Genomic DNA, 9,367 nt, shown 5'->3' with positions numbered 1-9,367 from the left:
ATGAAAAAATATATAATTTACATAGGAATATTAGCTGTGGGACTTCTATTAGGATGGTTCCTTTTTGGTGGTTCGTCAAATACAGAAACAGAACACAATCATGATGCAGTAACAGAAACCAATCAAATGTGGACGTGTTCTATGCATCCACAGATTATGCAACCAGAAGCTGGAGATTGCCCAATTTGCGGTATGGATTTAATTCCTGCTGCAAATGGAAGTGAAGGATTATTAGCAGACCAATTCAAGCTTACAGAAAACGCTATGGCATTGGCAAATATTCAAACCTCTATAGTTGGCAATGGCAAAGTAGAAGATAATACAGTTAAATTATCTGGAAAAATTGTAGAGAATGAAGAAGCCAATGCCGTTCAAGTCAGTTATTTTTCAGGAAGAATAGAACGTCTAAATGTGAGTTTTACAGGCGAGGAAGTTAGAAAAGGACAGTTATTGGCAACTATCTATTCGCCCGAATTATATGCAGCGCAACAAGAACTCATTACAGCAGCTTCATTAAAAGAATCACAACCTGCATTATATAAAGCTGTGCGCAACAAATTAAAATTATGGAAGCTCTCTGAAAATCAAATTAATCAAATTGAAACTTCTGGTAAGGTTAAAGAAAACTTTCCTGTCTATGCAACGGTTTCAGGAACAGTTTTTGAAAAATTAGTAGAACAAGGCGATTATATCAAACAAGGCCAACCTTTGCTCAAAATAGCAAATCTAAGTACAGTTTGGGCAAATTTTGATGTGTATGAAAATCAAATCGATTTATTTAAAAAAGGACAAAAGATTTTAGTCACTACCAATGCTTATGCTAATAAAGAATTTGAAGCTAAAGTAGATTTTATAGACCCTGTTTTAGATACCAGAACAAGAACTGTAAAATTACGAGCGATACTTAATAATAAACAGGATGTTTTTAAGCCAGGAATGTTTGTTGAAGGAAAAGTTAAAGGGATGACTTCAAGTAAAGAACAAGCATTAACCATTCCATCCACAGCCGTTTTATGGACTGGAGAACGTTCAGTTGTCTATATAAAAACAGACCCTACTCAACCTGTTTTTGAAATGCGAAAAATTACATTAGGGAATCAAATTGGCGATAATTATGAAGTGTTAGAGGGTTTGAAAATGGATGATGAGATAGTAACAAATGGAACATTTACCGTTGATGCAGCAGCGCAATTACAAGGTAAAAAATCAATGATGAATAAAGAAGGTGGAAAAGTTATGACTGGTCATGAAGGACATCTTGGAATGGAAAATAATCCTTCAGCAAATAACGCGAATCATTCTAATATGAATGAGAGGGTAAAAGTGTCCAAGGGTTTTCAGAATCAATTGAAAGTCGTTTTTAATGATTATATCAAATTAAAAGATGCTTTACTTAAAGATGAATCTAATAACGTAATAACTGAATCAAAAAGACTACTGGGTAATTTATCTAAAGTTGAAATGAAGCTATTAAAAGATAAAGAGGCTCATGGTCATTGGATGTCATTAGAAAAAGAAATAAAAGCATCTGCCACATCAATTTCAAATGCATCAAATATTGAATCACAACGAAATCATTTTAAGCATCTTTCATCACATTTAATTAGCGCGATTCAGACATTTGGTATCAATGAAAAAGTCTTTGTTGAGTTTTGTCCGATGGTAGACGATAACAACGGTGCGTACTGGTTGAGCAGGGAAGAAAAAGTAATCAATCCATATTTTGGTGGCGCAATGCTAACCTGTGGAGAAGTAAAACAAGTAATAGAATAATAAAAATCAAATAATAACAATTAAATTTTTTAACAATGAAAAAAGTAATTTTAAGTGTAGCTGTAATTATGGCTATAGGTTTAACGAGTTGTAAAAACGAAACCAAGCAAGAAACAACAGAAACAAAAACGGAAGTATCTAAAGACATGGCTATGGTAGACATATCTTTTGGTGTTAGAGGTAATTGTGGAATGTGTAAAAAAACCATCGAAAAAGCTGCTAACAAAGTTGAAGGTGTTGCTAATGCAACATGGGATGTCGATAAAAAGAAAATAGATGTGTCTTTTGATGATGCTAAAACAGATGCAATGGCAATTCACAAGGCAATAGCAGCATCAGGTTACGATACAGAAAAAGTTTCAGGAGATGAAGATGCTTACAGTAACCTACCTGGATGTTGTCAATACGACCACGAAATGATGATGAATCAATAAGGAGATAAAGGAAGCGGATCATTCAGACCATGACCATTAATAATAAATATAGAAGAGCCTTGTTATTTAAGGCTCTTCTAATATAGAAAAATCATACTAACGTTATTTGCAATACCATTGCATTAAATAATTTATATCTTTGCTACGATGAAATTTTTAGCTTTTATATTATCAATTTATATTTTCGCGCTTAATTTAGCACCCTGCGAAGATAATGTTACGCTTGATAATGAGGTTCAAACAGAAATTTCACAAGGAATGGACAATGACCATCAACATCAAGATTCAGATTTATGTTCGCCTTTTTGTATTTGTCAATGCTGCCATGTAAGTGCTGTGCATTTTGATATTCCAGATTTAAAATTAGGAATATCTTTTATTTCCACAAAAGATGTTTTATACCTAAGCGGTTCAGAAAAAGACTTCACGAATTCCGTTTTACAACCACCACAAGTGTAATGAATACCTGCTACGCAGGTGTATTATAAATCTATGCTACCATCGATACTCTTTGGTAACTATTCTTTATTTATAAATTCATTATAACTATAATTCTATGATTAATAAAATCATTGATTTTTCAATCAATAACAAATTCATAATTGGTTTGCTTACGCTAACCATAATTGGAGCAGGTATTTGGAGTATGACCAAAGTACCAATAGATGCTGTTCCAGATGTAACCAATAACCAGGTACAGGTTATTACACAATCCCCCAATTTAGGTACAGAGGACATTGAACAGTGTGTAACATACCCTATTGAGGTAGTAATGAGCAATCTTCCTGATGTTCAAGAAATAAGGTCAATTTCTCGTTTTGGTTTATCAGTTGTTACCATAGTATTTGATGATGATATGGGAACGTATCTACCACGTCAATTAGTAGCTGAAAAGCTAAACGAAGTTAAAGAACAAATTCCAAGTGGCTTTGGCGAACCTACAATGGGACCTATTTCAACAGGTTTAGGAGAGATTTACCAATATACATTAAAAGTAGCACCAGAATATAAAGACAAATACGATATTGCAGATTTACGCTCAATGCAAGATTGGATTGTACAGCGTCAAATGGCAATGGTTCCTGGTGTGGTAGAAGTAAACGCTATTGGTGGTAAAATTAAACAGTACGAAGTAGCAGTTGATCCAAACGATTTAAATGCTATTGGTCTAACAATTACAGATGTGTTTAATGCTCTTGAAGCCAATAATCAAAATACAGGAGGTGCATATATTGAGAAGAACCATCAAGCTAACTTTATTCGAGGAGAAGGCTTAGTACGAAATTTAGATGATATTAAAAAAATCACTGTCAAGAATATTAATAACATTCCTGTTACTATTGGCGATATTGCCAAAGTACAATTTGGTTCAGCTATTCGTTATGGTGCATTAACACAAGATGGAGAAGGCGAAGTAGTAGGTGGTTTGGTTATGATGCTAAAAGGAGCAAATTCCAATGATGTTATTGCAAACGTAAAAGAGCGAATGTCTCAAATTGAAAAGTCATTACCCGAAGGCGTAATTATTGAGCCATTATTAGACCGAAGTAAATTAATTAGCGAAACAACTTCTACGGTTACAACTAATCTTATTGAAGGCGCATTAATTGTCATTTTTGTGTTGGTTTTTTTGTTAGGTAATTGGCGAGGTGGTTTAATAGTGGCTTCTACTATTCCATTATCCTTATTATTCGCTTTTATTTTAATGGACGTTTTTGATGTTTGGGTAAACTTAATGAGTTTAGGAGCAATAGATTTTGGAATCATTGTAGATGGAGCTGTAATTATTGTCGAAAGTACTGTTTTTCTTATAGCATCACAAGTTTTGAAAAAGAAACAACTTACATCCAAAGAAAGAGATAAAGTTGCTACTAATGCTTCAAAAAAGATGATGAATGCTGCGTTCTTCGGTCAATTAATTATCCTTATCGTTTTTCTTCCCATTTTAGCCTTGCAAGGTATAGAAGGAAAAATGTTTAAACCAATGGCTTTGACTTTTATTTTTGCTATGATTGGAGCAATGGTACTGTGTTTAACCTATGTACCAATGATGTCAGCTTTAATATTAAGAGCTCCAAAAAATGATAAAAAATCCTATGGAGATAGATTTGTAAATTGGGTTGAAGACAAATATCAACCTTTATTGGTTAGAGCCTTACGAAAAGGTAAATGGGTAATTGGTGTTGCAGTTGTATTGTTCGGAATTACAGTTTTTATGTTTTCTCGAATGGGTGGTGAGTTTATCCCGCAATTGGATGAAGGGGATATTGCATTTCACGCTATTTTAAAACCAGGTAGTTCCCTTACAGAAACCATTGAAACTACCACTAAAATAGAACAAATAGTAAAAGCAAAATTTCCAGAAGTCGATAAAATTGTTAGTCGTATTGGGGTTGCTGAAATTCCAACAGACCCAATGCCAATGGATATTGCCGATGTTTTTGTGATTCTGAAACCCAAAAGCGAATGGACAACAGTAGAGTCAAAGGATGAATTAATTGAGGCTATGAAAGAAGCAATTGAAATGGTTCCTGGTGTTAATTATGAGTTTACACAACCTATCGAGATGCGTTTCAATGAATTGCTTGAAGGAGTTCGTGAAGATATTGCCATAAAGCTCTATGGTGAAGATATTGACATTCTATCTCAAAAAGCAGAAGAAATATCTAAAATTATTGCAGGTACTGAAGGTATTGGAGATATGAAAGCGGAAGCCACAACAGGTCTACCACAAATGACTATTAATTACAATAGAAATAAATTGGCACAATACGGACTTCAAATAAATACGCTTAATCAAACCATACAATCTGCATTTGCAGGTGGTATAGCAGGTGTTATTTTTGAAGGTGAAAAACGTTTCGATTTGGTAGTACGTTTAAGTGCTCAAAACCGAAAAGATATTTCCGATGTTCAAAACTTGTATATCAACCTACCTTCTGGCTCTCAAATTCCATTACGTGAAATTGCGGATGTTAGCTACAAAGCTGGTCCAATGCAAATCAGTAGAGACAATACAAACAGAAGAACCTACGTAGGTGTCAATGTTAGAGGGCGTGACGTAAAATCGTTAGTTACAGAAATTAAATCAAAATTAGATGCACAATTAAAACTTCCATCAGGTTATTTTATTCGCTATGGTGGTGCTTTTGAAAATTTAGAACGTGCCAGTAACCGTTTACAAACAGTTGTGCCTATTGCCTTGTTACTCATTTTTGTGCTAATTTATTTTGCTCTAAAATCCTTACCACAAACCTTGATGATTTACATCGCAATCCCAATGGCAACCATTGGTGGTGTTGTAGCGTTGTGGTTACGAGATATGCCATTTAGTATCTCGGCAGGTGTTGGTTTTATTGTGTTGTTTGGTGTTGCAGTATTAAACGGATTAGTAATGATTAGTGGTCTGAATGAGTTAAAAGAAGAGGGAATTACCAATCTAAAAGATAGAATTATAGAAGGTACTAAACGAAGAATCAGACCTATTATGCTAACTGCCTTTACAGATGTATTAGGCTTTTTACCAATGGCTATTTCATCATCAGCAGGTGCAGAAGTACAACGACCTTTAGCAACCGTTGTAATTGGTGGTTTGTTAACCTCTACATTATTAACATTATTCGTTTTACCTATATTGTATCATTGGGTAGAAAACAAATCATTTAAGTTTAGAGCAAATAAAAAAGTAATTACAGTTACTGCTGTCATAGCTTTTATGTTTTTGTTGCCAATAACAGGAGATGCGCAACAAATAAATGATTCTTTACCAATTATTTCGATGCAAGAAGCTGTAAAATTGGCTAAAGAAAACTATCCAAGTTTAAAACAACAACAACTCGAAATTGTTAAGCAACAACAATTAAAAGGAACTGCTTTCGATTTTGGTACTACCCAAATTTTTACGGGAGGTGAAGAAATTAATAACGGAAATGGTATTTACACCACTATTGGAGTTGGTCAATCAAATATTGATGTATTTGGTATAGCGCCAAAAAGAAAATTACAGGAGCAACGCATTCAGTTAGCTCAAAAAGCGTTTAAGCTTTCAGAATTAGATTTAGAACTGGAGGTAAAGAAAGCGTGGGCAAATGCTTTACAGAGTAAAAGGAATTATAATTTATACAAAGAGTTAGATTCCATCTATACCAACTTTGAAAAAGCAGTTGCTTTAAATTATGAAGTAGAAGCCATTTCTAAACTGGAATATGCAGCAGCCAAAAATCAAGCCTTACAGATTCAGAATAAATTTTTGCAATCAAAAAGTGAATATGCTATTGCTTTACAACAATTAAACTTGTGGTTGATTTCAGATGTTTTTTATACGGTTTCAGATGAAATTGATATAGCGAGCGAAATAAATGTAGAATCCTTTACTTTAGAAACACACCCTTTATATAGTTTTTCTCAACTTCAATTCGCAGAGGCAGAAGCAAACTTTAAAGCTGCCAAAGCTGAAAATTTACCAAAGTTAAACCTTCAAGGTGGTTTACAAAAAGTAAATGGAAATTCAGGGTTTTATACCTATCAAGCTGGTATTTCCATACCGTTTTTATCTGGTACAACAAAAGCACAAGTTAGAACTGCAAAAATTGATAGGCAAATTGCCGAATCAAATATGCAGTTCAAGCAAAAGGAAGTGCAATCTAAATTTAATCAAGCCAAAGAAAATCACCAAAAATGGAAAACATCTTGGCTGTTCTATAAGGATGAAGTATTACCACTTATTAAAGAACAAAAAACTGGTGCTTTGTTTGCTTATAAAGAAGGAGAGATTGATTACACAGCGTTTACACAACTTATAAAAGAAGCTATTCAATCTGAATTACAATCTCAAGAAGCATTAATAAATTATTTAGAAAGCACATTTCAACTACAATATTTTAATCAATAAGACAATGAAAAACACACGATATATAATTTTAGCACTACTAACAGTTTCATTTTTAGTTGTTGCTTGCGGAAATAAAGAAAGCCATAAAGAAGGTGATGGTCATTTCCATAACGAAGAACAAAAAACTGAAGAAAACGATGACCATAGCGAAGGCGAAGAAGTATTGCTTTCACAACAACAGTTTGAGACCTTAAAAATGAAGATAGACACCATTGCATTGCGTAATATGAGTGGTTATGTAGAAGCAAATGGTACATTGGAAGTACCACCACAAAGTGAAGCAGCAATAACTTCTGTAGTTGGTGCAAATGTGTTATCCATAAAAGTGATTGAAGGAGACAAAGTGAATAAAGGTCAAGTTGTGGCATATCTTTCACATCCAAATATTATTCAAATGCAAACCGATTATTTGAATGCTTTTAGCAATAGTAGTTTTTTAAAGAAGAACTTTGAGCGTCAACAAAAATTATATGATGCAGGAGTTGGCTCTGGTGCAAATTTTCAAAAGGCCGAAGCCGAATATATTGCCTCTAAAGCAATGGTAAATGGATTGGAAGCCCAATTGAAACTATTAAATATAAACACGTCATCAGTACGAAATGGAACAATTGCTCAAAGTATATCATTACGCAGTCCTATTGAAGGCTACGTGCAAAAGGTAGAAGTAAAAACAGGACAGTATGTTGAACCTCAAACCGAACTTTTTGAAATAGTAAATACACATCACGTTCACGCCGACTTAATGGTGTTTGAAAAAGATGTTTATAAGGTACAGAAAGGTCAAAAAGTAAACTTTACAGTTCAATCCATTCCAGATACAGAGCTTACCGCAGAAATCTATTCCGTAAGTAAAACATTTGAAGATAACCCTAAAGCAGTACACCTACACGCTGAAATTGAAAACAAGAAAGGTAACTTAATTCCTGGAATGTATATTCAAGGAAAAATTCAAACAGAAAACACACAAACTATGGCATTGCCCGAAAGTGCGATAGTAAAAGAAGGTGATAAATTTTTTGTGTTTTCGGCAGAAAAAGAAAATGACGATTGGAGTTTTAAACCAGTTGAAGTGCTTTTAGGAGCAAAAGATGGCAATTGGATAGCTATTCAATTTTCTGAAGATATAAAACCAAATATAAACTTTGCTTATAATAATGCCTATTATTTAATAGCCGAAATGAAAAAAGGAGAAGCAGAACACGAACATTAATTATGCAAACCATAGAACAATTATTAGAGTCAAAAAATATACGTGTTACGGCAATGCGTTTATTAATTTATAAGTTTCTTGCTGAGAAACAAATAGCAGTAACATTAAGTGATATCGAAAGTGCTTTTGATAAAGCAGATAGAACTACATTGTATAGAACAGTAAAAACATTTGAAGATAAGGGTATCGTCCATCAAATAGACGATGGTACAGGAATTACAAAATATGCGCTTTGTGAAAAAGGATGTAATTGCGAAATTGAAACCGATTTACATTTACATTTTCATTGTAACAACTGTAACGAAACCGTTTGTTTAACAGAACATAAAATCCCGAAAATTAAAGTGCCTGATGGTTTTGTTTCAGAAAATGTAAACTTGGTAGTAAAGGGTATTTGCGATAAATGCAGCAGTTAATAATGCACTTCCATTGCATTGGTTTTTTGAGCATTTTTACATAAAATTAGAAACGATGTTGTTATTCGCATATCTCATATTATATTTTTTTCTAGTCTTTGTAATCAGATCAATTTTACTTTGGAAAAAAACTGGAATTAACCCAATAACTTTTAATAAAATAGATGATGCTCACGGTTATAATGGTAAGGTTTTTACATTTATCACATTGTTTGAGATTATCATTGTAGGTATTTATGCTTTTAAAAACAATTGGTATGATTATCTGCTTCCATTTTGGTATTTAGAAAATAATATCTTGTCTAAAATAGGTTGGGGATTTTTATTTCTTTCTCTAATTGTAGTTTGTATTGCTCAATCACAAATGGCCAATTCATGGAGAATTGGGATCGATGAGAAAAACAAGACAAAATTAGTTATCAAAGGATTGTTTTCAATTTCAAGAAACCCAATATTTTTAGGAATAATGATTGCAAATATTGGATTGTTTTTAGTGATTCCAAACGCTTTTACATTATTGATAATCTCATTATCGACAATAAGTATAAATACCCAAATTCGATTAGAAGAAGAGTTTTTAAAAAGAGAATTCGAGAATGATTATTTAGAGTATGCAAAAAAAGTAAGACGTTGGATATAAATA

Annotated in this window: 7 protein-coding genes; all 7 read left to right on the top strand. The window is 33.2% G+C overall.

Features of this window, described 5'->3' with window-relative positions; all coding sequences use genetic code 11:
• The 7 genes from J1D01_RS08615 (at position 1) to J1D01_RS08585 (ending at position 9,364) form a co-directional block, all read left to right on the top strand.
• Complete coding sequence (locus tag J1D01_RS08615) at positions 1-1,773, top strand: efflux RND transporter periplasmic adaptor subunit (protein WP_421150542.1); 1,773 nt, start codon at positions 1-3, stop codon at positions 1,771-1,773.
• A gap of 35 nt (positions 1,774-1,808) precedes the next feature.
• Positions 1,809-2,207 carry a heavy-metal-associated domain-containing protein gene (locus J1D01_RS08610; protein WP_203255968.1) on the top strand — a complete coding sequence of 133 codons (399 nt, stop codon included), beginning with the start codon at positions 1,809-1,811 and terminating at the stop codon, positions 2,205-2,207.
• Between the two features lie 147 nt (positions 2,208-2,354).
• Entirely contained in the window at positions 2,355-2,666 is a 312-nt protein-coding gene (locus J1D01_RS08605) for a DUF6660 family protein (RefSeq protein ID WP_173280017.1), read from the top strand.
• A gap of 97 nt (positions 2,667-2,763) precedes the next feature.
• Positions 2,764-7,098 (top strand): CusA/CzcA family heavy metal efflux RND transporter, encoded by a 4,335-nt coding sequence (locus J1D01_RS08600; protein WP_421150541.1) that lies wholly within the window; start codon positions 2,764-2,766, stop codon positions 7,096-7,098.
• A 4-nt stretch (positions 7,099-7,102) separates the two neighbouring features.
• Positions 7,103-8,308 carry an efflux RND transporter periplasmic adaptor subunit gene (locus J1D01_RS08595; RefSeq protein ID WP_421150540.1) on the top strand — a complete coding sequence of 402 codons (1,206 nt, stop codon included), beginning with the start codon at positions 7,103-7,105 and terminating at the stop codon, positions 8,306-8,308.
• A 2-nt stretch (positions 8,309-8,310) separates the two neighbouring features.
• On the top strand, positions 8,311-8,724 hold the full coding sequence (locus J1D01_RS08590; protein ID WP_421150539.1) for a Fur family transcriptional regulator: 414 nt from the start codon (positions 8,311-8,313) through the stop codon (positions 8,722-8,724).
• A 55-nt stretch (positions 8,725-8,779) separates the two neighbouring features.
• Positions 8,780-9,364: a methyltransferase family protein gene (locus tag J1D01_RS08585; protein ID WP_421150538.1), complete on the top strand. Its 585-nt coding sequence runs from the start codon at positions 8,780-8,782 to the stop codon at positions 9,362-9,364.
• Positions 9,365-9,367: the final 3 nt, after the last annotated feature.

Origin of the sequence: Seonamhaeicola sp. NFXS20 (genome assembly GCF_049132085.1) — a bacterium.
Lineage (GTDB): Bacteria > Bacteroidota > Bacteroidia > Flavobacteriales > Flavobacteriaceae > Seonamhaeicola.
The sequence above is the reverse complement of the archived record's forward strand: the minus strand, read 5'-3'. Positions and strand labels throughout refer to the sequence as shown.

Excerpts from the sequence above, each read along its gene's own strand:
- J1D01_RS08615 (WP_421150542.1), top strand. The coding sequence starts at position 1 with ATGAAAAAATATATAATTTACATAGGAATATTAGCTGTGGGACTTCTA.
- J1D01_RS08610 (WP_203255968.1), top strand. The coding sequence starts at position 1,809 with ATGAAAAAAGTAATTTTAAGTGTAGCTGTAATTATGGCTATAGGTTTA.
- J1D01_RS08605 (WP_173280017.1), top strand. The coding sequence starts at position 2,355 with ATGAAATTTTTAGCTTTTATATTATCAATTTATATTTTCGCGCTTAAT.
- J1D01_RS08600 (WP_421150541.1), top strand. The coding sequence starts at position 2,764 with ATGATTAATAAAATCATTGATTTTTCAATCAATAACAAATTCATAATT.
- J1D01_RS08595 (WP_421150540.1), top strand. The coding sequence starts at position 7,103 with ATGAAAAACACACGATATATAATTTTAGCACTACTAACAGTTTCATTT.
- J1D01_RS08590 (WP_421150539.1), top strand. The coding sequence starts at position 8,311 with ATGCAAACCATAGAACAATTATTAGAGTCAAAAAATATACGTGTTACG.
- J1D01_RS08585 (WP_421150538.1), top strand. The coding sequence starts at position 8,780 with ATGTTGTTATTCGCATATCTCATATTATATTTTTTTCTAGTCTTTGTA.